Source organism: Rhodobacter sp. (assembly GCA_020637515.1).
Taxonomy (GTDB): Bacteria; Pseudomonadota; Alphaproteobacteria; order Rhodobacterales; family Rhodobacteraceae; genus Pararhodobacter.
Genome location: JACKKG010000001.1, coordinates 1,749,980 through 1,775,516, shown reverse-complemented (window position 1 = coordinate 1,775,516; position 25,537 = coordinate 1,749,980). Strand labels below are relative to the sequence as shown.

The window sequence follows — 25,537 nt, the reverse complement described above, 5'->3', positions numbered from 1 at the left end:
ACCAGCCGGGCGTTGCTGAAAAGGGGCGATCACTCGGAACAGGGCCAGACGGCGCTGCCCTGGGGAATGGCGGGGTGGCGCAGTTCGGCCCCCGGCACCAGCCCCAGCCGATGCGCCATGCCGCCGTTGATCTCGAGAACATATTGAATGCCCTCGCCGCCGTCGATGGGCGTGCGGTCCATGGGCACGGCGTTCTCGTGGATGGTGCGCACGACGCCCTGCGCGTCAATGAACAGCATGTCCAGCGGGATCAGGGTGTTTTCCATCCAGAACACCGCGTGTTGCGGCGTCGGCCAGACGAACAGCATGCCGGCAAATCGGGGCATGGACGGGCGGTTCATCAGGCCCAGCGCGCGCTCGCCATCGGTGTCGGCGATCTCGACCGCGAACGAAGCCTGACCGAACGTGCCGCGAATCTGGACGTGATCGTCGCTGCACCCGGCCGCCTGCGCCGCCGGTGCGCCCAGAAGGAGGGCCGCGAGGGTCAGAACCAGACCGGCCAAACCGTTGCGCAGCACCATCCGTTCAGTCCCTTCTGTTCGACGCCGTCTCCCACGAGGCGATGGCGACCGCCATGCGGCCGCGTTCCCCGTCGGTGATCCTCAGCCCCACGGCCTCGCCCGGTTGTAGCTCGGCAAAGCCGGACCGGCGCAACACTTCCATGTGAATGAACACATCCTCGGAGCGACCAAAGACATTGGCAAAGCCGAATCCCTTGACCTTGTCGAACCATTTGACGCGGGCGGGTTCCAGCGGCAGGCCGGCGCCGGGCGCTTCCTCGTCCTCGACCAGACCCGCGGTTTCGCCGTCCTCGTCAACCGGAGGCGTGACCTCGAACACCTCGACCGCCTGAAGACCGCGCTGCGTCTGCTGGACGCTCACCACGATGCCCGCACGATCGCAGACCGAGGACTGCCCGAAATTCCGCAGCGCATTCACATGCAGCAAAATGTCGGGGCCGCCACTGTCGGCCACGATAAATCCAAATCCTTTTGAAGGATCGAACCATTTGACACTTCCACGAACCCGCGGAAGGCCCCGTTCAATCTCAACCATCGGCATTCCCAACCCGATATGTCGCCAACCAGGCCCTAACATCTTCGCATTTTGCAGCGTTGACAAGGGGCTCACCATTCACGAAGCGCGAATTTCACGGGTTCAGACGGAGGATTTTCCAGGGCTGCCCCTCGTGACCGCGCGTAAAGCGGAAGCGGTCATGCAACCGGAAGGCGCCGTCCGCCCAGAACTCGATCTCGAGAGGCGAAATTCGGTAACCACCCCAGAACGGGGGGCGCGGGGGATTGGTGCCAAAGCGCAAACTCGTCTTCGCGACCTCGGCCATCAGCGTTCCGCGCGACGCCAGCGGCTGCGATTGCTGCGACGCCCAGGCGCCCAGGCGCGATTGCAGCGAGCGGCTGGCAAAATAGGCGTCGGCCTTGGGTCCGTCCTCGCGCTGGACGGTGCCGCGCACCCGAATCTGGCGGCGCAACGATTTCCAGTGCAGCACAAAGGCGGCCTTGCCGGCCTGCTCGATCTCTTGCGCCTTGGCGGAACCATAGTTCGTGTAGAACACGAACGCGCCCTTGCCGTCGCCGTCCGATTCGATGTCCTTCAGCAGCACCATGCGGACATTCGGCAGGCCGTTCGCGTCCACCGTGGACAGCGCGATGGCATTGGGATCGTTCGGTTCGCTATCCTCGGCCTCGGCCAGCCAGGCGCGGGCCAGAACGAACGGGTCGTCGCCCGCAAAGATCCCGGTGCGTTGCGGTTCGGAAGAGGGGTCTGTCATGATCGGGCCTGCATGGGACGCGTCGGGTTCACACCGGACACTGGCAGGTTTCGGCCCCCCGGCGCAAGGGCGGGCCGTCGTCATGCGACCTTGATGCACCCGGGCCTTTGGCCTAAAGCTAGCCCCTACGTCAACTATTCGCCGGAGACCGCGATGTCCGCAGGACTTATGGAGGGCAAGCGGGGCCTCATCATGGGCCTCGCCAACGACAAATCCATTGCCTGGGGAATCGCCCAGGCGTTGGCCTCGCAGGGCGCGGAGCTGGCGTTCAGCTATCAGGGCGAGGCGCTGAAGAAACGCGTGGTGCCGCTGGCCGAACAACTGGGGGTGCCCCGGCTGTTCGAATGCGACGTCTCGAACATGGACTCGGTCGATGGGATGTTCGCCGCGTTGCAAGAGCAGTGGGGCACGATCGACTTTCTGGTCCATGCGATCGGATTCGCCGACAAGAACGAGCTGCGCGGCCGCTATGTGGACACCTCGCACGCGAACTTCCTGATGACGATGGACATTTCGGTCTATTCCTTCACCGCCGTCGCCAGGCGCGCGGCGGCGATGATGCCGCAGGGCGGATCGCTGCTGACGCTGACCTATTACGGCGCCGAGCAGGTCATGCCGCATTACAATGTGATGGGCATTGCCAAGGCCGCGCTCGAGGCCTCGGTCATGTATATTGCCGAAGACCTGGGCAAGGACGGCATCCGCTGCAACGCGATCTCGGCCGGGCCGATCAAGACGCTGGCGGCCTCGGGGATCGGCGATTTCCGCTACATCATGAAGTGGAACGAGCTGAACTCGCCCTTGCGGCGCAACGTGACGCAGGAAGAGGTCGGCAAGGCCGCGCTCTATCTGCTCAGCGACCTGGGGTCGGGCACCACGGGCGAGGTCCTGCACGTGGACGCAGGCTACCATGTCGTCGGCATGAAGGCGGTGGACGCGCCGGATATCGACGTGGTGACCGGCCGCAAGGACTGAGCGCGCGCCGTTTCCTGGCGGGGGACGGGATTTCCCCTTGATCGCGCGCGCGCGCGGTATATCAGGCTACCCACCATGATCGACCGCGTTCCCCGCACCGGCCGGACCGGGGCGGGGCCCGCCACCTGAGGGATGTTGCCATGATCGACCGCCTGCCCCACGAGAAAGGCTTTCACGTCAGTTGGGACCAGCTGCACCGCGACGCGCGCGCGCTTGCCTGGCGGCTGCAAGGGCGCGGCCCCGATGACGGCAACTGGCGCGCGGTGGTGGCGATCACGCGCGGCGGAATGGCCCCGGCGATGATCGTGGCGCGCGAACTGGACATCCGCACCGTCGATACGATCAGCGTGAAATCCTATCACGCGGGCGGCGGCAAGGAAGATCAGCGCCGCGAGGCCCAGGTGCTCAAGGCCCCCAACGCCGAGATGATGGGCGACGGCGAGGGCATCCTGATCGTGGACGACCTGGTCGATACCGGAAAGACGCTGGAACTGGTGCGCAAACTCTACCCCAAGGCGCATTTCGCCTGCGTCTACGCCAAACCCGAGGGCGAGAAGCAGACCGACACCTTTATCACCGGAGTCAGCCAGGACACCTGGATCTTCTTCCCCTGGGACATGGCCCTGCAATACGTCGAGCCCTTCCGCGGCCGCGACTGACCCCCCCGAACCCCGGCCCCGCGCCGGGGTTTTCCGTTGCACCCCCGCCCCGATGGCGCGACAGTGGCGCCAGACCGGAGGTGCCCCATGTCGCCCAACCCCTTTCCCCGCCTCAGCTTTCACGGTGCCGCGCATGCGGTGACGGGCTCGTGCTACCGGCTCGAGACCGCCACCGGCACGCTGCTGGTCGATTGCGGCATGTTCCAGGGCTCGAAAAGCGAAAAAGAGCTGAACTACCGCCCCTTTCCCTTCGACGCCGCCCGGATCGACGCGGTGGTGCTGACCCACGCCCATATCGACCACTCGGGCCTGTTGCCCAAGCTGGTGCGCGACGGCTATCGCGGTGCGATCCACGCCACGCGCCCGACGGTGGGCCTGTGCGGCGTCATGCTGCCCGATTCGGCGCATATCCAGGCGCTGGAGGTGCAGCAACTGAACCGCCGTCACGCGCGCTGGAATGCCGCCGGGGTCGAGCCGATCTACGACGGCGACGACGTGGACCGCACCATGGCGCAGATGCTGGGCCATGACTACGGCGACTGGGTGGCGGTGCTGCCGGGCGTGCAGGCCCGGTTCTGGAACGCAGGGCATATGCTGGGGTCGGCCTCGGTCGAACTGGAGGTGACGGTGCCGGGGCTGCGCGAACCGATGCGGCTGCTCTTTTCGGGGGACATCGGACCCGCGTTCAAGCTGCTGCACCCGGATCCCGAGGGGCCGGCGGGGGTCGATTACCTGGTGTGCGAAAGCACCTATGGCGGCACCGATCGCCCCGCCACCAGCGACGAGGCCCGCCGGCTGGTGCTGCGCGACGAGGTGCGCGCCGCGATGCGGCCGGACGGGGCGCTGCTGATCCCGTCCTTTGCGGTGGAGCGGGCGCAGGAATTGATCGCCGATCTGACGCTGCTGATCGACGAGGGCGCCCTGCCCGAGATCCCGATCTACATCGACAGCCCGCTGGCCGCCCGCGCGACCGAGGTGTTCCAGCGCCACCGCCGCACGCTGGACCACGGCAATTCGCTGACCCGGGGCCTGCACGCGCCGTATGTGCATTTCACCCACGATGTCGCGGACTCAAAGCGCCTGGACGATCTCGACGGGTTCCATATCGTCATCGCCGCCTCGGGGATGTGCGAGGCGGGGCGCATCCGGCACCGGCTGAAACGCTGGATCTGGTCGGACGCGGCGACGGTGCTCATGGCCGGTTATCAGGCGGTTGGCACGCTGGGCCGGCTCTTGCAAGATGGCGTGCGCTCGGTCCGCATCCAGGGCGAGGTCTACGACGTGCGCGCGCGCATCCGCTCGATCGAGCTGTATTCCGGCCACGCCGACGGGCCCGAACTGTCCGCCTGGATTGCCGCCCGCGCGCCCGTGCGCCAGGCGCTGTTCCTGACGCATGGCGAGGAACCGGCCATGAGCGCGCTCGCCGCTGCCGAGGGCAAGACACTGTCGGTGCCGATCCTGCGCCCGGTGCTGGACCAAAGCGTCCTGCTGACCCCCGCCGGCCCGCAAGTGCAGGACCCGCCGGCCGGCGCGCCCCCGCCCCGCCTCCGCCCCGAGGCCGTCGCCAACCTGGACTGGCACAACGACGTGTCCAGGCTGTTTCTCGATCTCAACGAGGCGCTGACCGGCGCCACCGACGAAAAGACCCGCGCTGTGCTGATCCGGCGTCTGCGCGCCGCGTTGCAGGCCTGGCAGGACGATAACCCGGCCTGAGGCAGCGCGCCACGAAAAACCCCCGCGCCAGGGTATGGCGCGGGGGCGAAAGCGAGAGGTGCGGCCGAAAGACCGCAGCGGCCGAAAGGGCCCGATCAGGCCTCGGCTTCCAGCGCGTCCAGGGCGGCCTTCAGGTCGTCCTTGGACACTTCCTTTTCCGTGACGGCGGCCTTGCCCAGGACCATGTCCACGACCTTGTCCTCGAACAGCGGGGCGCGCAACTGCTGCTGCATCTGCGGGTTCTTCTGCACGAATTCGAAGAACTCGCGCTCTTGGCCCGGATACTGGCGCGCCTGCTGGATGATGGCTTGGGTCATCTCGGCATCGGTCACTTCGACCTCGGCCTTGCGGCCCACTTCGGCCAGCAGAAGGCCCAGCTTCACCCGGCGCACGGCCAGGCTGCGATGCTCGTCCGAAACTTCGACCGAACCGTGGTTGTGGTCGTGCACCTCGGGGTGCTCGTCGTGCCACAGCTGGTGGGCGATCTGGCTGGCTTCGGCCTCGACCAGGCTTTCGGGCAGATCGAAGGTGACGGCGCTGTCCAGCGCGTCCAACAGGCCACGCTTGACCACCGCGCGGGCGGCCTGGGCGTATTCGCCTTCCAGCCCCTCGCGGATCTGGCCCTTCAGCGCATCCAGCGATTCCGCGCCGAAACGCGCCGCCAGTTCGTCGGTCAGTTCCGCCGCTTTCGCCGCCTTGACCGCCTTGACCGCGCATTCGAACACGGCCTCCTTGCCGGCCAGGTTTGCCGCGCCATAGTTCTCGGGGAAGGTCACGGTGACATCGCGCGACTCGCCGGCCTTGGCGCCCACGAGTTGCTCTTCAAAGCCCGGGATGAACTGGCCCGAGCCCAGCACCAGCGGATAATCCGTCGCCGCGCCGCCCTCAAAGGCCTCGCCGTCGATGCGGCCGGTGAAATCGAAGGTCACCTGGTCGCCGTTTTCCGCCGCGCCGTCCTTGTCCTCGAAATCCTGCGCCTGCTTGGCCAGGTTTTCCAGGGCCTCGGTCACGGCCGCGTCGTCGGCCTTGACCACCAGACGCTCCAGCGTGATGGCGGCAAAATCGGGTTCGTCGATCTCGGGCAGCGCCTCGTAGGACAGCGCGACGGTCACGTCGTCGCCTTCCTTCCAGGTCTCGCCGTTCTGCATCTCGACCTTGGGCTGCATCGCCGGACGGGCACCGGTTTCGTCGAAATGCGCCTGCATCGCGCCATCGACGGCTTCCTGCATCGCCTCGCCCATCAGGCGCTGGCCGAACTGCTTCTTCAGCATCGCCATCGGCACCTTGCCCTTGCGGAAGCCCTTGATCTCGATCTCGGGCTGGGCCTCGCGCAGCTTTTCGTCCACCTTCGCCGCCAGTTCGTCGGCGGTGACGGTGATCGTGTAGCCACGCTTCAGGCCGTCGTTCAGGGTTTCGGTGACTTGCATCTCGTTCCTCGCATAAGCTGACAGGCCGCCCGGACGGCGGCCTGAAGAAATCTGCGCCTTCCTAGTGCGCGCGCGGGGACGGATCAACCCTGAATCGTTGGGGAGAGGGTGGTGCGGGTGAAGGGACTCGAACCCCCACGCCAAAGGCGCCAGAACCTAAATCTGGTGCGTCTACCAGTTCCGCCACACCCGCACGCCGACGCTTCTAGCAACACCGGCGCGCCCCGACGAGGGGGAATCCGCCTCGAAATCGCACCCAGTGCACCACAATTCCGCCCAGATTGATGCGCAAATGGAAACGATACAGTGTTGTCCAAGGGTTTATCATGGTTCCGCAGCTTCTTCCCGTCCCGCAACCCACCCCCCTGCTGTCCCGGCACGCGCGCCCCGTCGGCCTGACCGAAGGCACCCTCGTCGCGACCGAAGACGGCCCGCTGCCGGTGGAATTCCTGCTGGCCGGTGACCGGATCATGACCGCCGCGGGGCTTGTCGAACTGCGCGGCACCTCGGTTTTCATGGCGCAGGACGCAGAGGTGATCGTGATCGCCCCCGGCGCGCCGCTGGCGGGCGAGACGGTGCGCGACCGCCCGCTCGTGGTGCCGGCGCATCAGCAGATCCTGGTGCGCGACTGGCGCGCAAGCATCCTGCACGGCCGCGCCGAGATGATGACCCCCGCGGCCTCGCTGGTCGATGACGCGCTGATCCGGCGCGAGACGCGGTCGCGGCTCAGGCTGTTCCGTCTGCATTTCGACACCGCGCAGGTGATCCACGCGAACGGCGTCGCCGTCGCCTCGGCCCGCACCCGCGCCCCTGAGGTCGAGCGCCTGCGCCAACTCCACTGACCCCCACGCGCCAGCGCGACGCTAGGCCAGCGCCCGCAGCACCCGGGGCAGCGCCTCGGGCAGGTCCTCGGCGATCAGGCCGGGTCCCAGGATCACCGCCGCCTCGACGTGAATCCAGGCGGCGGCGCAGGCGGCCTCGAACGGCGCCATGCCCCGCGCCAGAAGGCCCGCGATCAGCCCCGCCAGCACGTCCCCCGCGCCCGCCGTCGCCAACCAGGGCACGCGGCGCGCGCCCGTTGCCGCCTGCAAGGCAGTGCGCCCGTCGGGCGCCGCGATCACCGTGTCGGGCCCCTTGTTCAGAACGACGCACCCCGCCCGACGCGCCGCGGCGCGGGTGCGCTCGATCTTGCCCGCCTCGGACGCCGCGAGGTCGGGAAACAGCCGCGCGAATTCGCCGCCATGCGGCGTCAGAACGCAACGCCCCGGCAACAGCCCCTCCAGCGGCGCCAGCGCGGTCAGCGCATCGGCATCCAGAACCAGCGCACCGCCGTAGGGTGCGTGCTTGCCACGCACCGCCCCCATCAGGTCGCGCGCCCGCGCGACCCCCAGACCGGGGCCCAGACAGAGCGCATTGATCCGCGCATCCCCGAGCAGCGCCTCCAGGTCCTCGCGCCCGTCCACCCGACGCAGCATCACCGCCGTGACCTGCGCCGCGCATTCCGCCATCGCCGCCGCAGGCGCGCCCAGGCTCACCAGTCCCGCGCCGACCCGCAGCGCGGCGCGCGCCGCCAGCCGCGCCGCACCGGTGCGCCCCATCGCGCCGGTGGGAACCACCACATGGCCGTGGTCGAACTTGTGTCCCCCCGCCTTGTCCAGCGCCGGGCGCGCCTCGGCCGCGCCGATCAGGCGGGTTGCGTCGGCCGGGGTCTCTGTCAGGCCGATGTCCACCACCGACAGCGCGCCGCAATGCGCGGGCCCCTCGGCCAGATAATGGCCCGGCTTCGCCCGGTGAAAGGTGACCGTGAGATCGCAGCGCAGCACCGGCCCGCGGGCCCGTCCCGTATCGGCGCACAGACCCGAGGGCAGATCGACCGCGACCATCGGCACCGCCCCGGCCGGACCCGCGCGCCAGTCCGCGACCGCCCGCAGCGCCCCGGCCGCCACGCCGTGCAGCGGACGGGACAATCCGGTGCCGAACACCGCATCGACAATCAGGGCGGGCGCCGGTGTTGCGGCCAGGTCCCCGGGCCCGGCCAGTGGCGCGACCGGCCCAAGCGCCGCCCAGCGCGCGCGCATCGTCCGCGCATCCGGCCCGGACCGCGCCGCCTCGCCCAGCGCAAGGACCTCCACCGCCCATCCCCGCTCTCTCAGCAACCGGGCGATCACAAAGCCGTCGCCGCCGTTGTTGCCCGGCCCGCACAGCACCACCGCGCGGCGCATGCCCCGGGCCAACGGCGGCCAGCGATCGAACAGCGCCGCGACGGTGCCGGCGCCCGCACGTTCCATCAGGGTTGCGCCGGTGACGGCCTGCGACTCAATCGCGGCCCTCTCGATGGCGCGCATTTGAGCAGATGTCACCAAAACGGTCATTTCCAGCCCCAACCATCCAAGGACCGCACGCCCAGCGGGCGCTTTGCCTATTTTTTGTGCGATTTTTCGGATTTCCCGCGTCTGTCCGCGAAAACCCGCCGCGCCGGCAGGCTAGCGGATTGTCGCACGGGTGGGAACGTGGTCTGTGGGCCTCGAGCCCGATACTGGCCCGGGGAGCCTGCGCATGAAAAAGATCGAAGCCATCATCAAGCCCTTCAAGCTCGACGAGGTGAAGGAAGCTCTCCAGGACATCGGCATCCAGGGGCTTTCGGTCATCGAGGTCAAGGGCTTCGGCCGCCAGAAGGGCCACACCGAACTTTATCGCGGGGCGGAATACGTCGTCGACTTCCTTCCCAAGGTCAAGATCGAGGTGGTGCTGACGGATGACATGGTCGATGCCGCCATCGAGGCGATCATCTCGGCCGCCCGCACCGACAAGATCGGCGACGGCAAGATCTTTGTCTCGCCCGTTGAACAGGTGATCCGCATCCGCACCGGCGAGTCCGGCGAAGATGCCGTGTGATCCAGAACTTCCTACGCAATCAGGGGACTACGAATGAGCGTTGAATCGGTTCTCAAACTGATCCAGGACGAGCAGGTCGAATATGTGGACATCCGCTTCACCGACCCGCGCGGCAAGTTGCAGCACGTCACGGTGATCGTGGACCTCGTCGACGAGGATTTCCTGGAAGAAGGCTTCATGTTCGACGGCTCGTCGATCGCGGGCTGGAAATCCATCGACCAGTCGGACATGAAACTGATGCCCGACACCTCGAGCGTCTATGTGGACCCCTTCTACGCGGAAAAGACCATCGCACTGCACTGCGACGTGGTTGAACCCGACACCGGCGAGGCCTATTCGCGCTGCCCGCGCCAGACCGCCAAAAAGGCCGAGGCCTATCTGAAAGCCTCGGGGGTCGGCGACGCCTTCTACTGCGGCCCCGAGGCCGAGTTCTTCCTGTTCGACGACGTGCGCTATTCGGTGACTCCGGCCAAGGTCGGCTATCAGATCGACGCCGACGCCGCCGCTTGGAACACCGACGCCGAATTCGAAGGCGGCAACCAGGCGCACCGCGCCGGCCACAAGGGCGGCTACTTCCCGGTCAACCCGATCGACGAAGCGCAGGACATCCGTTCGGAAATGCTGTCGACCATGAAGTCGATCGGCATGAAGGTGGACAAGCATCACCACGAGGTCGCGACCTGCCAGCATGAGCTGGGCATGATCTTCGGCGGGCTGACCGAACAGGCCGACAACATCCAGAAATACAAATACATCATCCACAACGTCGCCGCCGCCTATGGCAAGACCGCGACCTTCATGCCGAAGCCGATGAAGGGCGACAACGGCTCGGGGATGCATGTGAACATGTCGATCTGGAAGGACGGCAAGCCGCTGTTCGCTGGCGACAAATATGCCGACCTGTCGCAGGAGGCCCTCTATTTCATCGGCGGCATCCTGAAGCACGCCAAGGCGCTGAACGCGCTGACCAACCCCTCGACCAACAGCTACAAGCGCCTGATCCCCGGCTTCGAAGCCCCGGTTCTGCGCGCCTATTCGGCCCGCAACCGCTCGGGTTGCGTCCGTATTCCGTGGACCGAATCGCCCAAGGCGAAGCGCGTCGAGGCCCGTTTCCCCGATCCCGCGGCGAACCCCTACCTGGCGTTCGCGGCCCTGTTGATGGCCGGCCTCGACGGCATCAAGAACAAGATCGACCCGGGCCCCGCGTCGGACAAGGACCTCTACGACCTGCCGCCGGAAGAACTGGCCGCGATCCCGACCGTCTGCGGCTCGCTGCGCGAAGCCCTGGAAGAGCTGGAAAAGGATCACGAGTTCCTGCTGGCCGGCGATGTGTTCACCAAGGACCAGCTCGAAGGCTACATGGCGCTGAAGTGGGACGAGGTCTACGCCTACGAACACACCCCGCACCCGATCGAATACCAGATGTATTACAGCTGCTGATCGGCGGCGGACGGATCGAAAGGGGCGCCTTCGGGCGCCCCTTTTTCCTGCGTGCGAAGGGCGCGCCGCGTGCTATTCTGGGGGCATGAGCAAGTATCATCCCATCGACATCCGGCACCCGGCGAATCGCAAGTATCAGCACCGGAACTATCTGCTGGACCCGCCCCCGCGCGCCGCCACGCCCGCGAGCGGCACCACCCGGGCGGCGGGCGCACGCACGGGCAGCGCGCCGGCGTCCTTTTCGCGCAAATCGGGCCAACCCAGCGGGCCCTGGGGCCTGTTGCAAGGCGGCGGCAGCACGATGCAGGGCAGCGTCTCGCAACCCCGCAAAAGCGGGCTGGGCCGGATCGCGCTGATCGTCGGCATTTTCGTGATCTATGCCGTGCTGCGCGCGCAACCCGGGCTTTGGGACCAGATCACGCGCCAGATCCAGCAACTGTTCTACGACTGGGGCCTCTACCGTTATTTCTGAGGTCCGCCTCTTGGGTCCCACGGCCGGGCACGCGGTGGCTTGTCCATGAAATTGTAACGATTTTCGCCATTCGCAGCACGCGACCCGGTGGTATCCTGTCGGCGCAGGCGCGAAAGGATCGGGTTGGATGCGCAAGGGCACGGGAATCGCGGGGGCAACCCTGCTGTACGGACCGCAAGAGCCGGTGCCCGACCTTGTACTGGCCATGCAGTTCCTGATCGACGACCTGCGCGGCGCCGGCCGGCGGATCGGCGGCATCAAGCTGAACGCAGGCGGGTTGCGCATCCGTTCGGACCCGTTCGACATGGTGCTGACCCTCGCCCCCGCGCCCCTGCCGACCCGCGCGCTGGAGGGGGTCCTGCGGCCGCGCCTGGGCTCGGGGCCGGATTTCGCGCGCGTCCATCTGACCCGCGCCCTGCGCCGGCACCAACACGCACTGGGGTTCTTGTTGAGACGGCGCGGCGCGCTGCCCGCCGACCCCGAAAGCGCCGCCCGCGACCTGATCCGCGAAGGGCGTCTCAGCCTGCTGCCGGTGCTCGAAGCCGCGCCGCCGTCGGTGCTGGTCTGGCAGCCCGGCGGGCTGGCGCTGACGTTGCAGGAATTCCGCGCCCTGGACGCCGGCGTTCTGATGCAGGCGGGCGACCCGGATACCCGCTTGCTGGCGCCCATGCCGCCCGGTCGCCAGGCCCTGCCGCGCCCCGACCAGCCGCTGCCGCAAGCCCGGCCCGATTCGCGGCTCGAACGCGAGCAGGGGCGCAGCGGGGGCCAGATGTTCGGCACCCAGCGGCCGCTGCGCGCGCGCGGATTGCCCGGCCTCGACCGCGATCAGGAACGGCTCAGCGCGGCCCTGCGCGACACCCTGCCCCGCGCGGCCGCGCTTGGGGCCTGGGCGGCGCTGCTTGGCAGTTTGTCCTAGCCGTCTGGCCGCGCGGGGGCGGTTGCGGTGTTAGTGCCGGCCCTGTCGCAACAGGGCCAGATCCTCGGACGGCAGGGAATCGGCGCGCACGACATAGGTGTGGATCGAAAACACCACCGCGCGCGACACCGGCAGACGCAGCAGGCACTGGCGTTCGGACCGGACGTAGCCGTCCGGGCCGCGGGTGGGCGGTTTTTCCTGCCCCTCGCGCCGGGGCTGGTGCAGCGCCGGATCGGCATAGGTCAGCGCGTTCGCGCGCCACAGGGGGGCTTCGGGGCGGATCGCGTCGAACAACCGCTGCACCCGCACCGCCAGATCGCCGGCATAGCCGGCGACCGGCGTATGGATGCCGGGCAAACCGCGCCCCAGCTTCTCTGCCAGGGTCCAACTGGCCGGAAAGCACAGGATCGCGCCGGTCAGGACGTGGTGGCCGTCGGGCCCGTCCTGCATCAGGCAGAAATCCTCTTGCAGCAGGCGACCCAGGGACAGCAGCGGCTGCGCGGGGTTGGGCACGACATGCCGGCCATCGGGACAGCGCCAGCCGCCCCCCTCGGGGGCGAACCCCAGCCCCGGCAGGCGGGGCAGCACCGCGTCGTAAAGTTCGCGCGCGGCGGCGACGGCGGCGGGCAGCAGTCCATGCACGGCGTCCGGACAGGTGGCGATCAGGCGCTCGCGCTCGGCCATCTGGCCGGCATAGGCCGCGTCCACCCTGAGCCAGTCGGCCGGGTCCAGCGGCTGGATGCCCGGCAGCCGCGAAAGGCGCGGGTCGCGCCAGGGCAGGACCGGCAGCGAACCGTGCAAAACCGCCATGTTTCCGATCCTCCGGTCGCTATTGGACAAGACTGTCCAGCACGAAACCCGCAGGCTCAGCGGACAGGAGGAGCGACCATGGACCACTACGCTGACCGACGCAAGATCGACCCCAGCCGCGGTGCAACGCTGGCGGACGGCACGCCCAACGACAACGACCGGGTCGAGATCGGGCCAACCCAACTGGCGTTTCGCGAATGGGAGGCGGCGGGCCTGTTGCTGCCCGATCTGGCGCGGATGCGGGGCTATCGGCTGCAACGGCTGGTCGATGCGATCGTCGCGCGCGATCTCGGCGGCTTGTTGCTGTTCGACCCGCTGAACATCCGCTACGCGACCGACACCACGAACATGCAGTTGTGGAACAGCCACAACCCGTTCCGCGCCTGCCTGGTCTGCGCCGACGGGCACATGGTGGTCTGGGAATACAAGCAGGCGCCCTTCCTGGTGGATTTCAATCCGCTGGTCCGGGAATTGCGCCACGGGGCGTCCTTTTTCTACGCGGTGTCGGGCGACAAGGGGGCCCAGGACGCACGCAGCTTTGCCGGACAGATCGACGAGGTGATGCGCGCCCATGCCGGCACCAACCGGCGCCTCGCGGTGGACAAGATCCAGATCCTGGGATTGAAGGCCCTGGAGCGCGCGGGTTTCGAGATCCACGAGGGCGAGGAAGTGACCGAGCGCGCGCGCGCGGTGAAGGGCCCCGACGAGATCCTCGCGATGCGGGCCGCGCATCACGCCTGCGAATCCGCGATGTCCGAAATGGAACATTTCGCCCGGACAGCGATCCCGAAAGGTGGCGTATCCGAGGATGACGTCTGGGCCGAGCTGCATAAATCCAACATTCGCCGCGGCGGCGAGTGGATCGAGACGCGGCTTCTGGCCTCGGGGCCGCGCACCAACCCCTGGTTCCAGGAATGCGGGCCGCGGATCATCCAGCCGAACGAGATCGTCGCCTTCGACACCGACCTGATCGGCAGCTACGGGATCTGCATCGACATCAGCCGCACCTGGTGGATCGGCGATCAGCGCCCCACGAACGCGATGATCTCGGCCATGCATCACGCGGTCGATCACATCGCGCAGAACATGGCGCTGCTGAAACCCGGCGTGACGATCGAGGAACTGGTGCATTCCGGCCACCAGCTGGACGCGCAATATTGGGCTCAGAAGTATTCGTGCAAGATGCACGGCGTCGGATTGTGCGACGAGTGGCCCTATGTGCCCTACCCCGACGGCTGGGTGCCCGGCGCCTTTGACGCGGCGCTGGAACCCGGCATGGTGCTGTGCGTCGAGGCGCTGGTCTCGCCCGAGGGCGGGGATTTCTCGATCAAGCTGGAAGACCAGGTGCTGATCACCGAGACCGGCTACGAGAACCTGACGCGCTATCCGCTGGACCCGGCCTTGATGGGCTGAGGCGCGCGCGCGACCCGGGGTCGCGGGGGGCCAGCCCCCCGCACCCCCCGCCAAAGGGGGTTTTCCACCCCCTTTGGATACCCCCGAGGATATTTGACGCACAAAGACGGGCGCGGTCAGTGCCCGGGCTTGATGTGCTTTTTCAGGCGCGAGGGCTGCGAGGATTTGCGCGCGCGGTAGGGATTCTGATCGCCCGAGCCGCGGAAATACAGCCGGATCGGCGTGCCCGGCATGTCGAAACTGTCGCGTAGCCCGTTCACCAGGTAGCGGCGATAGCTTTCGGGCAGGTCCTCGGGGTGCGAGCATTTGACCACGAAGCCTGGCGGGCGGGTCTTGGCCTGGGTAATGTAGCGCAGCTTGATCCGGCGGCCGCCGGGTGCGGGCGGCGGGTGCGATTCGGTCATCGCGCCCAGCCACTGGTTCAGCCGCGAGGTGCCGACGCGGCGGTTCCAGATCGCGTGCGCGCGCAGGATCGCCGCGTGCAGACGGTCGAGCCCGCGCCCGGTCCTGGCCGAAACCGTCACCAGGGGCGCACCCTTCAATTGCGGCAGCATACGCTCGAAGGCTTCGAGCAGGGCGCGGAGCTTGTCCTGCTTCTCGTCCTCGAGGTCCCATTTGTTGACCGCGACCACGACGGCGCGGCCCTCGGTCTCGGCGAGATCGGCGATGCGCAGGTCCTGGGTTTCGAAGGGAATGGCGGCGTCCAGCAGAACGACGACCACCTCGGCGAATTTCACCGCCCTGAGGCCGTCGGCGACCGAGAGTTTCTCGACCTTGTCGTTCACCCGGGCACGGCGGCGCATCCCGGCGGTGTCGAACAGCCGCATCGGCGTGCCGTTCCAGGTGAAGGGCAGCGCGATGGAATCGCGGGTGATGCCAGCCTCGGGCCCGGTCAGCAGGCGGTCCTCGCCGATGATCTGGTTGATGAGCGTCGATTTGCCGGCGTTGGGGCGGCCGATCACCGCCACCTGAAGCGGGCGTTTTTCGGTTGGCGCCCAGGCGGGGGCGTCCTCGCCCGCGGTGTTGTCGTCCTCGCTGTCTTCGGCGATGGCGACATCGGTGACGGGGGCCTCGGCCTCTTCGCGGGCGTCGAAGGTCTGCGCGAGGGGGCGCAGGACGTGATAGAGTTCCTCCATCCCCTGGCCGTGCTCGGCGGACAGGCGCACGGGCTCGCCCAGACCCAGCGAATAGGCTTCCAGAAAGCCCCCCTCGCCGGCGTTGCCTTCGGCCTTGTTGGCGGCCAGGATCACATGGCGGGCGCGGCGGCGCAGGATGTCGGCAAATATCTCGTCGGCCGGGGTGACGCCAACCCGCGCGTCGATCATGAACAGGCAGACATCCACCATCTCGACCGCGCGTTCGGTCAGCCGGCGCATCCGGCCCTGAAGGCTGTCGTCGGTGACATTTTCCAGACCGGCCGTGTCGATCACCGTAAAGCGCATGTCGCCCAACCGCGCCGCCCCCTCGCGCAGATCGCGCGTGACGCCGGGCTGGTCATCGACCAGCGCCAGGCGTTTGCCGACCAGGCGGTTGAACAGTGTGGACTTGCCCACATTCGGGCGGCCGACCAGGGCCAGGGTAAAGCTCATCGCGCCCTCCAGAGCGTGCGAAGGCGCCGACATAGGCGCCGGCGCGGGCTTTGTAAAGCGTCAGCGATAGGCCAGCAGCGCACCGTCGCGCGACAGGATATACATGGCGCCGCCCACGACGATCGGCCCCGAGGCCGCGCCGCCGGGAATCTCGATCTGCGCCACCGTCTCGCCCGAGGCCGGATCGAAGCCCCTGAGCACGCCGTCGCCCGACGCGACCCACAGGCGGCCGCCGGCCAGAACCGGCCCGTGCTGCGGGTAGATGCCCAGGCGCCGGCGCACCCGCTCGGTCGTATAGAGCGGCAGTTGCTGCGCCCAGATCACCGAGCCGTCACGCGCGTCCAGCCGCATCAGGCGGTTCTGGTCGCTGACCAGGAACACCGATCCGCCAACCGGCCAGACCGGGGCAAAGGCCCCTTCGTCCACGGACCAGATGTCCTGGCCAGTGCGGGCGTCGATGGCAAAGATGCGGCCCGACTGGTTGGCGGCATAGATGCGCCCGCCGTCCACCACCGGATCGCCCGTCAGCGCCGAGATGGTCGAGGACGCGGCCCCCAGCCGGCGGCCGGTGGCGACCGTCGTCCAGGCCCGTCCGCCGTTCGAGCGGCGCACCGCCGTCAATTCGCCGGCCTGCGTCGGGAAGATCACGAAATCGCCGGCAATGGCTGCGGCCGAGCCGCGCGCATAGGTGCTCATCGAGGGCGTGCCGGGGATCGTCCACTGGATGCGGCCGTCCGCGATGTCGAGGCTCCACATCGTGCTGTCGGCGGCGGTGACGTAGACGCTGTTGCCCTGGACGGCAGGCGAGCCGGTCAGCGGCGCGTCGAAATCGACCCGCCACAGCTCGCGCCCGGTGTCGGCGTCCAGCGCCGCCAGGAACGCATAGGCCGAGGCCACGAACAGCTTGCCGCCCGACACCGCCAGCGCACCGCCCGAGGCCGAGTTGCTCCGATCGCGGGCCGGGGTTATGTCCTCGCTCCAGACCACCTGACCCGAGGGGGTCGTGGCCTGAACGCGGGCGTGGGCGTCCAGCGTGTAGATGCGCGCGCCATCCGACACCGGGTCGGTGGTCAGGCGCACCCGGCGGCTGTCACCGGCGCCGATCGGCACCGACCAGGCCAGCTGCGGCGTGGCCGAGAGCGACGGGTTGACCGGCCGGCCGCCGGCGCTGCCCTGGCGCTGGGTCCAGGCGCCGTTCGCGCGCGCCGCCGGAATGCTGATCGGCGCCGCGCGGTTCTCGTTGGTTGCATCCTGTCCGCCCCAGGGCGCGCGCAGGTTCACGCGCTCGCCCTCCAACGGGCGTTCGCGATTGCAGCCGGTGATCGCCAACGCGGCGATGCCGACCAGGGCCAGGGTTCTGAACACGCTCACAAGCCGGTCTCCGGGGATTGCCGCCATCGGGCGGTCAGCCTAGATCGCCGGGCAGACCGCCCAGCACGACAATCAGTTGCGCCACGCGCCGGCGCAGGGCATCGGTCAGGTTCGGTTCCTGCAACAGCGCCTGGGCCTGCTGCAAGGCCCCGTCGTGATCGCCGGTTTCCATCGCCAGAAGCGCCAGTTGCTCCAGCGCCAGCGGGCGGAACGCCTGACCGGGCGCAGCCAGCCCCTGCAACGTGGCGCGGCGCTCGTCGGCGGGGATGTCGGCGCCGCCCAGCGTCACGCGCTTCAGCGCCGCGATCTGGCGATAGCTCATCGGCAGGGCGGCGTCGCTTTCCACGCCGGCCAGCGCGGCCAGCGCCGCGGGTCGGTCCTGCGCCGCCAGATCGGTCGCGGCGATCAGCAGCGACAGGATGCCCTGACGATCGCCCTGCGCGGCGATCGCCTGAAGGGCGATCAACCGTTGGGCCGGGTCCTGATCGTCCAGCGCCGCGACGACCGAGTCGCCAAAGGCCTGCGCGGCGGCCTCGTCGCGGGCCTTGCGCCATTCGTTCCAACTGGTCGCCCCGACCGCCACCACCACGGCCAGCACCGCGATCCAGCCGTATTTGCGGATGCCGGCGAACAGGCGGTCGCGTTTGAGTTCCTCGTTCACCTCGTCGATGAAACTGTCGGGGTTGCTCACGTCTGGTCTCCGAGTTCTGCCGCGGGGCGGGTGCGCGCGGGCAGGCGCGCAGGGCCGTGGCCCGTCATAGCCCGAAGGCGCCGCGCTGCCAAGCCTGCACCCCGGCATCGGGCGGCGGATCGCCGCTTTTCCCGTCAGGACGGTCCTGTGGATGCCTTGCGCGGGGGCGGGCCGTGCCTTGCATCGCTTTCGGTGCACGTCGCGCGCGCGCGGAATTGAAATTCCGACGCTTTCCGCCTATCTGCCTGTCAATTCGCCGTGACCTTGCGGGATCGGACGTGATGGTATGCCCACGGCCCGGCCCGGGCGACAGACAGGAACAGGTGCCGCAATGCGTATCGTGCCCCCACTGACCGCCGCGCTGGTGCTGGCGTTCCTCTATCTCTTCGTGATGGAACGCGGGTCGCTGATGGCCCTGGCCGGGGTCGAACCCGCCAGCGCGGACACCGCCGCCGAAACCGCCGCGGCTGCGGTCACGGCGCCGGCCGAGGACGCGCCCTTTGCCGTGGTCGTGCAGCGCATCGAGGAACGCGACCTGGACAGCGCCGTGGTCCTGCGCGGGCGCACCGCCGCCTCGCGTCAGGTCGAGGTGCGCGCCCAGACCGGCGGCCTGGTGGTGTCCGAGCCGCGGCTGCGCGGCAGTCTGGTCAGCGCCGGCGAGGTGCTGTGCGAACTGGACCCGGGCACCCGCAACGCCATGCTGGCCGAGGCCGAGGCCCGCCTCACCGAGGCGCGCGCCAGGCTGGACGCGGCCACCATCGAACAGCAGACCGTCACCCGCCTGTCGCAGGAAGGTTACCGCGCGCAGAACAGCACCGCCTCGGCCGACGCCGCGGTGGAAAGCGCGCGCGCCGGGGTCGAGGCCGCCAGCGCCGGGATCGAAGCCGCGCGCACGGAACTGGCGCGCCTGACGATCACCGCCCCCTTCGCCGGGGTGCTCGAGGCGAACTCGGCCGAGCGCGGCTCGCTGATGGCGTCGGGCGGGCTTTGCGCCACGGTGATTCGTCTCGATCCGATGCTGATCGTCGGCTTCGCCGCCGAATCGCAGGTGGACCGGCTGGCCGAAGGGGCGCTGGCCGGTGCGCGCCTGTCGAACGGCATGCAGGTGACGGGCCGCGTCACCTTTCTGGCGCGTTCCGCCGATGCCGCGACGCGCACCTTTCGGGTCGAGGTAACGGTGCCGAACACCGATCTGGCGATCCGCGACGGGCTCAGCGCCGACATGCTGGTCGCCGCCACCGCGACGCGCGGCCATCTGGTGCCGGGTTCGGCGCTGACGCTGAACGACGACGGCACGCTGGGCCTGCGTCTGGTGGACGACACCGACCACACCTTTTTCCAGCCCGTCACCGTGCTGCGCGATGCGCCGCAAGGGTTCTGGGTTTCGGGCCTGCCGACGGTCGCCGACGTGATCGTGGTGGGGCAGGAATACGTCACCGACGGCATCGCGGTGCGCGTCACGCGCCGCGAACAGGAGTAATCCATGCAGGGCATGATCGACTGGGCCGCGCAACGCGCTCGGATGGTGCTGGCCTTCGTCGTCATGACGCTGGCCGCCGGGCTGCTCGCCTATACCGGCCTGCCGAAAGAGGGCGAGCCCGACATCGAGGTGCCGGCGCTGTTCATCTCGGTGCCGTTTCCGGGCATCTCGGCCTCGGACGCGGAAACGCTGCTGATCCGCCCGATGGAGCAGGAGCTTTCAGGCCTGACCGGTCTGACCGACATGCAGGCGACCGCCTATCAGGGCTATGCCAGCATCGTGCTGCAATTCGAATTCGACTGGGACAAGACCGCGACCATCGCCGATGTGCGCGACCGCATGAGCCGCGCCGCCGCCAATTTCCCGGAAGGCGCGGACAATTACACGATCAACGAATTCAACTTCAGCCAGTTTCCCATCGTCTTTGTCGCCGTCTCGGGCGACGTGCCGGAACGCACCCTGCTCAGCGCCGCGCGTGACCTGGAACGCGCCATCGAGGGCGTGGACGCGGTGCTCAGCGCCAATGTCTCGGGCACCCGCGACGAGATGGTCGAGGTCGTCATCGACCCCCTGCGACTCGAGGCTTACAACGTCTCGGCGATGGAGCTCATCAACGCGGTGACGATGAACAACCAGCTCGTCGCGGCGGGCGACATCGAAAGCGAGACTGGCCGTTTCTCGCTGTCGCTGCCCGGCAGCTTCGAAAGCGCGCAGGATATCTACGAGCTGCCGATCAAGGTGAACGGCGACCGCGTGGTCACCCTGGGCGACCTGGCGACGATCCACATGACGTTCCAGGACCGCGCGGGCACCGCGCGCTTCCAGGGCCTGCCGACGCTGGCCTTGCAGGTGGTCAAGCGCAAGGGCTTCAACCTGATCGGCACGGTCGAGGAAGTCCGCGCCGCCATCGACGCCGAGGTCGCGACCTGGCCGGACGCAATGCGCGACGCGGTGCATGTCACCACCGCGCTGGACCGCAGCTATCAGGTCGCTTCGATGATCTCGCAGCTCGAAGGGTCGGTGCTGACCGCGATCGCGCTGGTGATGATCGTGGTGCTGGCCAGCCTGGGCACCCGCACCGCGCTGCTGGTCGGCTTTTCGATCCCGTCGTCGTTCCTGCTGTCGTTCATCCTGCTGGGCATCATGGGGGTGACGATCTCGAACATCGTCATGTTCGGATTGATCCTGGCCGTCGGGATGCTGGTCGATGGCGCGATCGTCGTCGCCGAATACGCCGACAGCCAGATCGCCGAGGGCAAGGGCCCGATGGCCGCCTATACCGCCGCCGCCAAGCGCATGTTCTGGCCGGTCGTGTCCTCGACCGCGACGACGCTCTGCGCGTTCCTGCCGATGCTGTTCTGGCCCGGCGTCGCGGGCGAATTCATGGGGATGCTGCCGATCACGCTGATCTTCGTGCTGTCCTCGTCGCTGATCGTGGCGCTGATCTTCCTGCCGATCCTGGGCGGCGTCACCGGACGCATCGCGCGCAGCTTCGACCGGATCGCCCGGGCCCTGCGCCGCCTGCCCTGGCTGGCGCGACTGCCGGTGCTGGCCCTGGCCCTGGGCGCGGCGCTGCTGGGGCTGCGCGGAATGCTGAACCCGGCCACGCTGATCCCCGACGCGCAGGCGGCGGCGCAGATGGGTGCGCTGGCGCTGCTGCCGGGCGCGGTGCTGACCGGCCTGGGGGCGATGGGGCTGTCCATCGCGCTCAATGCGCTGAAACCCCTGGGCAAGCCGCGCCCGATCCACGCAGGCTATCGGCGCACCTGGTTCGGCTGGCTGACCAAGGCCATCGTCGCCAATCCGGTGATGCCCTTCGTCACAACCGGGGTGATCGTCTTCGCCGTCTGGCAGGTCTTTGTCTATTACGGCGAGAACAACTACGGCACGACCTTTTTCGTGGATACCGAGCCCGAGCAGGGCATCGTCTACGTCCGCGCGCGGGGCAACCTGTCGCTGGCGGAAAAGGACGCGCTGGTGCAGCAGGCCGAACAGATCGTGCTTGAGGAACCCGGCGTCGCGGCGAGCTTTGCCTTCGCCGGGTCGGGCGGGCTGAACCAGAACACGGCCGGCGGACAGGCGCCTCGCGATTCGATCGGCCAGATCCAGTTCGAACTGCTCAACTGGACCGAACGCGACGGCCGCCCCGATCTGCGCGGGCAGGTCATCCTCGACCGGATGGAGGCCCGTTTCCGCGAGATCCCAGGCATCGTCACCGAATACATGATCATGTCGGGCGGACCGGCCTCGTCGAAACCGATCCACCTGCGGCTGACTGGGTCCGATTTCGACACGCTGGGCCAGGCGGTGGACATCGTCGCGGCCCGGATGCACGCCATCGGCGGCATCACCGGGATCGAGGACAGCCGCCCGCTGCCCGGCGTCAACTGGGAAATCCGCGTGGACACCGCCGCCGCCGGCCGCTTCGGCGCCGATGTGGCGACCGTGGGAGGGCTGGTGCAACTGGTCACGCGCGGCATCATGCTGGACACGATGCGCGTCGATACCTCGGACGAGGAGATCGAGATCCGCGTGCGCCTGCCCGAGAACGACCGCCTGCTGGCGACGCTGGACACGATGCGCGTGCCGACGCGCTTTGGCCAGGTGCCGCTGTCGAATTTCGTCAGTCGCCAGCCGGTGGCGCTGCGCGGCACCATCGACCGCTACGGCGAGCAGCGCTATTTCGACGTCAAGGCCGACGCCCTGCCCGATCTGATGGCCGTCACAAACGCCGACGGCAGCGTGGACCGGCTGGTGCCGCGCGCCGCGATCGATGCGCGGATGCACCCCGACGACACCCGCGCCGCCGAGGCCGCCCGCGCCCTGCGCGCCGAGATCGCCGACGCGGGCCAGCAACTGGTTGCCGTTACGCCGAGCGAACGGATTGCCGCGCTGACCCGATGGCTTGAGCAGGAATCCCCCCTGCCCGCCGGCGTCGGCTGGCAATGGACCGGCGAACAGCAGGACCAGGAGGAAACCGGCGCCTTCCTGGGCGTGGCCTTCGGCGCCGCGATGGGGCTGATGTTCGTGATCCTGCTGGCGCAGTTCAACAGCTTTTACAACGCCGTCCTGGTGTTGCTGGCGGTGGTCCTGTCCACTGCCGGCGTGCTGATCGGGATGCTGGTGATGGGGCAGCAGTTCTCGATGATCATGACCGGCACCGGGGTCGTCGCCCTGGCCGGGATCGTGGTCAACAACAACATCGTGCTGATCGACACCTATCAGGAGTTCATCCGCTACATGCCCCGGATCGAGGCCATCGTGCGCACCGCCGAACAGCGCCTGCGGCCGGTGATGCTGACCACGATCACCACCATGGCGGGACTGATGCCGATGATGCTGGGTCTCAACATCGACTTCATGAACGGGGGCTACACGCTCGATAGTCCGACCTCGATGTGGTGGAAACCGCTGGCGACGGCGGTGGTCTTCGGGCTGGGGGTCTCGACGGTGCTGACGCTGGTGCTGACCCCTGCGCTGCTGGCGGCGCGCATCTGGATCGAAAGCGGGCTGGCCGCGATCGTGCCGGGACTGCGCGCGCTGCTGGGCGGTCAGGCCCGGGCGGACCGGGCGCTGAATCGCCGGTCGGGCCGTGTGCGCCATGCCGAGATCATCTGGGACCCGACCGCGGCCCCGCTGACCGAGGAGCCCGCGACCGCCGAACCCGCGCCCCCCGCCGCCGCCACGCCGTCACGGCCCAGGCCTCACGCCGCGGAATGAACGAAGGGCCGCCCCGACCGGGCGGCCCTTTGCGATCCGGGGACAAGGATCAGACCAGCGCGCCCTCGGGCGTGATGCGGGTCTTGCCGCCCAGCCAGGGGTGCAGCGCCTCGGGCAGGATCACAGAACCGTCGGCTTGCTGGCCGTTCTCCAGCACCGCGATCAGGCACCGCCCCACCGCCAGCCCCGAGCCGTTGAGCGTTGCGATGAACTCGGGCTTGCCGCCGGCCTCGGGGCGGAAACGCGCGTTCATCCGCCGCGCCTGGAACTGGCCGCAGGTCGAACACGAGGAAATCTCGCGATAGGTGTTCTGGCCGGGCAGCCAGACCTCGATGTCATGCGTCTTCTGGCTGCCAAAGCCCATGTCGCCGGTGCACAGCACGACCGTGCGATAGGGCAGGCCCAGCTTTTCCAGGATCGCCTGCGCGCAGGATGTCATGCGCTCGTGCTCGGCCAGGGCCTGGTCGGGGTGGCACAGCGTCACCATCTCGACCTTTTCGAACTGGTGCTGGCGCAGGATGCCGGTGGTATCCTTGCCGGCGCTGCCCGCTTCCGAGCGGAAGCAATGGGTGTGCGCTGTCATCCGCAGCGGCAGATCGGCGGCATCGTAGATCTCGCCCGCCGCAAAGTTGGTCATGGTCACTTCGGAGGTCGGGATCAGCCACCAGCCGTTGGTCGTCTGATAGCTGTCTTCCGCGAACTTCGGCAGATTGCCGGTGCCGAACATCGCCTCGTCCTTGACCAGAACGGGGGTCCAGGTCTCGGTCAGGCCGTGTTCGGTGGTGTGGGTATCGACCATGAATTGCGCCAGCGCCCGGTGCACGCGCGCCACGGCGCCCTTCAGCACCATGAAGCGACTGCCCGACAGTTTCGCCGCCATCGCCAGATCGAGACCCGGCTTCACCGCCGGAATGTCGAAATGTTCCAGCGGCCGGAACGCCAGCGCGCGCGGCGTGCCCCAGCGGCGGATCTCGACATTCTCGGTCTCGTCCTTGCCAAAGGGCACCGAATCCAGCGGCAGGTTCGGGATCTCGGCCAGCAGGGCGTTCAGGCGCGCGACCTCCTCGCCGGCCTCGGCATTCATCGCCGCGACCTCGGCCTTTTTCTCGGCCACCAGCGCGCGCAGGCGTTCGAATTCGGCGTCGTCGCCGCGCGCCTTGGCCGCGCCCACCTCTTTCGAGGCGCGGTTCTGATCGGCCTGCGCGGTCTCGGCGGCCAGGATGCGGGCGCGCCGCCCCTCGTCCAGCGCCAGCAGCGTCGCCGCCATGGGGGCCAGCCCCCGGCGCGCCAGCGCGGCGTCAAAGGCTTCGGGGTTCTCGCGGATGGCGCGGATGTCGTGCATGGGGGTCCTCGGGCTTGAACGGCCCAAGGTATGCACCAAAGCGCCGCGCGGGAAAAGAGGTGCCGGCACCCCGGCCGGCGCCGCGCGCGCTCAGTATCGTTGCTGAACGATGACGTCGAAGTCGATCCGACACCATGCCACGCCGCCAAAGTGGCGCACCTGCCCGCGAATGCGCACGGGGCGGGCGGTCGTGTCGTCCAGGACCGCCGGATAGATCGAGGTCAGTCGCAGTTCGGTCGCCTGCCCTTCGGCATGGCCGCGAAACCACGGATGGCTGAAAAGCTGAGCAGCATCGACGGTCTGCCAGCTTGTCGTGAAATCGCCGCCGGGCCGGGAAAAGCCAAAGGCATGATAGTCGCTCAGGAAATAGAGCGTCGCATCCGCCCCGCTCGAGCCCAGCCCGGCCGGTTCGAAGCGGACGGAATAGGCATCGGCGTTGCGGGTCCAGCCCACGTTGACGCAGGCCGGCGAGAACCCCGATATGGTGCCGCCGCCCTGAAAGACGCCGTTGAAAGCCGCCGAAGGCGTCGCGCCCAGCGCCACGAGGGCGGCCGCGGCAAGACCGGACAAGGGTAGATTGCGCATGTCGTGCTCCTGTTCCTGGGCCAAGGGGGCAGCCGGCGCGCAGGTCTGCGGCACCGCCCACCCGGTTGTGCCCCCGGGGCGCAGTTTTGAGGAACCATTGCCCCGGGGGTGCCGTCGCCCTGCCTGCGCGGTCGGCCACGCGGGGCAAAGGCGATGCCGGCGGTTCTGGACAGTCGCCGCCGGTTGCAACCGATCCTGACAGAGCAGCGTCAAGGGATCATCAAACCCCGTCTGCCCGACTTGCGCCCAT

Annotated in this window: 22 protein-coding genes and 1 tRNA gene; 11 read left to right on the top strand and 12 right to left on the bottom strand. The window is 68.4% G+C overall.

The window, feature by feature from the left end:
• Positions 1-29: 29 nt before the first annotated feature.
• From H6900_08650 to pdxH, 3 genes are all read right to left on the bottom strand, one after another.
• Positions 30-521 (bottom strand): DUF192 domain-containing protein, encoded by a 492-nt coding sequence (locus H6900_08650; GenBank protein MCC0073345.1) that lies wholly within the window; start codon positions 519-521, stop codon positions 30-32.
• A gap of 4 nt (positions 522-525) precedes the next feature.
• Positions 526-1,056, bottom strand: a complete 531-nt coding sequence (locus H6900_08645; protein ID MCC0073344.1) for a cold shock domain-containing protein — start codon at positions 1,054-1,056, stop codon at positions 526-528.
• Positions 1,057-1,150: 94 nt separating this feature from the next.
• Entirely contained in the window at positions 1,151-1,789 is a 639-nt protein-coding gene (gene pdxH, locus H6900_08640; protein MCC0073343.1) for a pyridoxamine 5'-phosphate oxidase, read from the bottom strand.
• A gap of 153 nt (positions 1,790-1,942) precedes the next feature.
• On the opposite strand from pdxH, the gene fabI reads away from it, so the two are divergent.
• The 3 genes from fabI (at position 1,943) to H6900_08625 (ending at position 5,136) form a co-directional block, all read left to right on the top strand.
• Positions 1,943-2,764 (top strand): enoyl-ACP reductase FabI, encoded by an 822-nt coding sequence (gene fabI / locus H6900_08635; protein MCC0073342.1) that lies wholly within the window; start codon positions 1,943-1,945, stop codon positions 2,762-2,764.
• Positions 2,765-2,904: 140 nt separating this feature from the next.
• Positions 2,905-3,423, top strand: coding sequence for a xanthine phosphoribosyltransferase (gene gpt / locus H6900_08630; protein MCC0073341.1), 519 nt, complete (start codon positions 2,905-2,907; stop codon positions 3,421-3,423).
• 87 nt (positions 3,424-3,510) lie between these two features.
• Positions 3,511-5,136 carry an MBL fold metallo-hydrolase gene (locus H6900_08625; protein MCC0073340.1) on the top strand — a complete coding sequence of 542 codons (1,626 nt, stop codon included), beginning with the start codon at positions 3,511-3,513 and terminating at the stop codon, positions 5,134-5,136.
• A gap of 95 nt (positions 5,137-5,231) precedes the next feature.
• Here H6900_08625 and H6900_08620 read toward each other — a convergent pair whose 3' ends face one another.
• Together H6900_08620 and H6900_08615 are read right to left on the bottom strand one after the other, a co-directional pair.
• Positions 5,232-6,563 carry a trigger factor gene (locus tag H6900_08620; GenBank protein MCC0073339.1) on the bottom strand — a complete coding sequence of 444 codons (1,332 nt, stop codon included), beginning with the start codon at positions 6,561-6,563 and terminating at the stop codon, positions 5,232-5,234.
• A 109-nt stretch (positions 6,564-6,672) separates the two neighbouring features.
• A tRNA-Leu gene (locus tag H6900_08615) sits at positions 6,673-6,756 on the bottom strand.
• Between the two features lie 133 nt (positions 6,757-6,889).
• Here H6900_08615 and H6900_08610 point away from each other — a divergent pair.
• The gene (locus H6900_08610; protein MCC0073338.1) at positions 6,890-7,405 is read left to right on the top strand and encodes a Hint domain-containing protein; all 516 of its coding nucleotides are present in this window, start codon (positions 6,890-6,892) and stop codon (positions 7,403-7,405) included.
• Between the two features lie 21 nt (positions 7,406-7,426).
• On the opposite strand, the gene H6900_08605 is transcribed toward H6900_08610, so the two are convergent.
• Entirely contained in the window at positions 7,427-8,935 is a 1,509-nt protein-coding gene (locus H6900_08605; GenBank protein ID MCC0073337.1) for an NAD(P)H-hydrate dehydratase, read from the bottom strand.
• Between the two features lie 184 nt (positions 8,936-9,119).
• Between H6900_08605 and H6900_08600 the strand changes: the two genes are divergently transcribed.
• From H6900_08600 to H6900_08585, 4 genes are all read left to right on the top strand, one after another.
• Entirely contained in the window at positions 9,120-9,458 is a 339-nt protein-coding gene (locus H6900_08600; protein ID MCC0073336.1) for a P-II family nitrogen regulator, read from the top strand.
• Positions 9,459-9,491: 33 nt separating this feature from the next.
• A complete protein-coding gene (gene glnA, locus H6900_08595) occupies positions 9,492-10,898 on the top strand; it encodes a type I glutamate--ammonia ligase (protein MCC0073335.1) in 1,407 nt (468 codons plus the stop codon).
• Between the two features lie 85 nt (positions 10,899-10,983).
• The gene (locus H6900_08590; GenBank protein MCC0073334.1) at positions 10,984-11,370 is read left to right on the top strand and encodes a hypothetical protein; all 387 of its coding nucleotides are present in this window, start codon (positions 10,984-10,986) and stop codon (positions 11,368-11,370) included.
• A gap of 127 nt (positions 11,371-11,497) precedes the next feature.
• Positions 11,498-12,286, top strand: coding sequence for a hypothetical protein (locus H6900_08585; protein ID MCC0073333.1), 789 nt, complete (start codon positions 11,498-11,500; stop codon positions 12,284-12,286).
• Between the two features lie 30 nt (positions 12,287-12,316).
• Here H6900_08585 and H6900_08580 read toward each other — a convergent pair whose 3' ends face one another.
• The gene (locus tag H6900_08580; protein ID MCC0073332.1) at positions 12,317-13,096 is read right to left on the bottom strand and encodes a DUF3445 domain-containing protein; all 780 of its coding nucleotides are present in this window, start codon (positions 13,094-13,096) and stop codon (positions 12,317-12,319) included.
• A gap of 78 nt (positions 13,097-13,174) precedes the next feature.
• Between H6900_08580 and H6900_08575 the strand changes: the two genes are divergently transcribed.
• Positions 13,175-14,509: an aminopeptidase P family protein gene (locus H6900_08575; protein MCC0073331.1), complete on the top strand. Its 1,335-nt coding sequence runs from the start codon at positions 13,175-13,177 to the stop codon at positions 14,507-14,509.
• A gap of 116 nt (positions 14,510-14,625) precedes the next feature.
• On the opposite strand, the gene der is transcribed toward H6900_08575, so the two are convergent.
• Genes der through H6900_08560 form a run of 3 tightly spaced genes read right to left on the bottom strand, consistent with a single transcriptional unit; the run spans position 14,626 to position 18,160 of the window.
• Entirely contained in the window at positions 14,626-16,098 is a 1,473-nt protein-coding gene (gene der / locus H6900_08570; protein ID MCC0073330.1) for a ribosome biogenesis GTPase Der, read from the bottom strand.
• Between the two features lie 60 nt (positions 16,099-16,158).
• Positions 16,159-17,469 carry a PQQ-binding-like beta-propeller repeat protein gene (locus H6900_08565; protein MCC0073329.1) on the bottom strand — a complete coding sequence of 437 codons (1,311 nt, stop codon included), beginning with the start codon at positions 17,467-17,469 and terminating at the stop codon, positions 16,159-16,161.
• Positions 17,470-17,503: 34 nt separating this feature from the next.
• On the bottom strand, positions 17,504-18,160 hold the full coding sequence (locus H6900_08560; protein ID MCC0073328.1) for a hypothetical protein: 657 nt from the start codon (positions 18,158-18,160) through the stop codon (positions 17,504-17,506).
• 331 nt (positions 18,161-18,491) lie between these two features.
• On the opposite strand from H6900_08560, the gene H6900_08555 reads away from it, so the two are divergent.
• On the top strand, positions 18,492-19,640 hold the full coding sequence (locus tag H6900_08555) for an efflux RND transporter periplasmic adaptor subunit (GenBank protein ID MCC0073327.1): 1,149 nt from the start codon (positions 18,492-18,494) through the stop codon (positions 19,638-19,640).
• Positions 19,641-19,643: 3 nt separating this feature from the next.
• On the top strand, positions 19,644-23,360 hold the full coding sequence (locus H6900_08550; protein ID MCC0073326.1) for an efflux RND transporter permease subunit: 3,717 nt from the start codon (positions 19,644-19,646) through the stop codon (positions 23,358-23,360).
• A 49-nt stretch (positions 23,361-23,409) separates the two neighbouring features.
• Here the strand turns inward: H6900_08550 and serS are convergent, their stop codons facing one another.
• Positions 23,410-24,702 carry a serine--tRNA ligase gene (gene serS / locus H6900_08545; GenBank protein ID MCC0073325.1) on the bottom strand — a complete coding sequence of 431 codons (1,293 nt, stop codon included), beginning with the start codon at positions 24,700-24,702 and terminating at the stop codon, positions 23,410-23,412.
• Between the two features lie 90 nt (positions 24,703-24,792).
• Positions 24,793-25,287 carry a hypothetical protein gene (locus H6900_08540; protein ID MCC0073324.1) on the bottom strand — a complete coding sequence of 165 codons (495 nt, stop codon included), beginning with the start codon at positions 25,285-25,287 and terminating at the stop codon, positions 24,793-24,795.
• Positions 25,288-25,537 lie beyond the last annotated feature (250 nt).